1 protein-coding gene is annotated in these 588 nt (G+C 61.6%); it reads left to right on the plus strand.

Going from position 1 to position 588, the window contains the following annotated elements:
- Positions 1–37 precede the first annotated feature (37 nt).
- Positions 38–588 (plus strand): TraI domain-containing protein (locus tag HMPREF2924_RS37105; protein WP_256567986.1); only part of this gene is annotated, 551 nt, incomplete at its 3' end.

Raw genomic sequence — 588 nt, forward strand, 5'->3', positions numbered from 1 at the left:
GGAAAAGCCCGCTCCATGAATCGTCATGGAGCGTCCCATGTTTCAACTCCTTTCCTGGATATCCAGGAAGCCGTCCCCCACCCCACCAACCAAAGCTGCCCTAGGGGGATTCATCCCTCCTCTGAGCAGCATGGAACTGCTCGGCACGCCTCGGCGCCGGCAGCTACTGGAGAACATCTGGCAACGTGCCTCGCTATCCAAGCAGCAATTCGAGGAGATCTACCGGCGGCCACTGGCCAACTATGCAGAGCTGGTCCAGCAGCTCCCTGCTTCGGAAAACCATCACCATGCCCATCCAGGCGGGATGATCGATCACGGCCTGGAGATCGTGGCCTACGCACTCAAGGTACGGCAGACCTACCTGCTCCCGATCGGCGCAGCGCCGGAGTCACAGTCAGCCCAGGCTGAAGCCTGGTCAGCCGCCGCGGCTTATGGTGCCCTGGCTCACGACCTAGGCAAGATCGTCGTAGACCTGCAGGTGGAGCTGCAGGACGGCAGCACCTGGCACCCTTGGAACGGACCGATCAACCAGCCATACCGCTTCAAGTACGTGAAGTCCCGCGAATACCAGCTCCACGGCGCTGCCTC

Source organism: Pseudomonas sp. HMSC063H08 (assembly GCF_001813645.1).
Classification (GTDB): domain Bacteria; phylum Pseudomonadota; class Gammaproteobacteria; order Pseudomonadales; family Pseudomonadaceae; genus Pseudomonas; species Pseudomonas aeruginosa.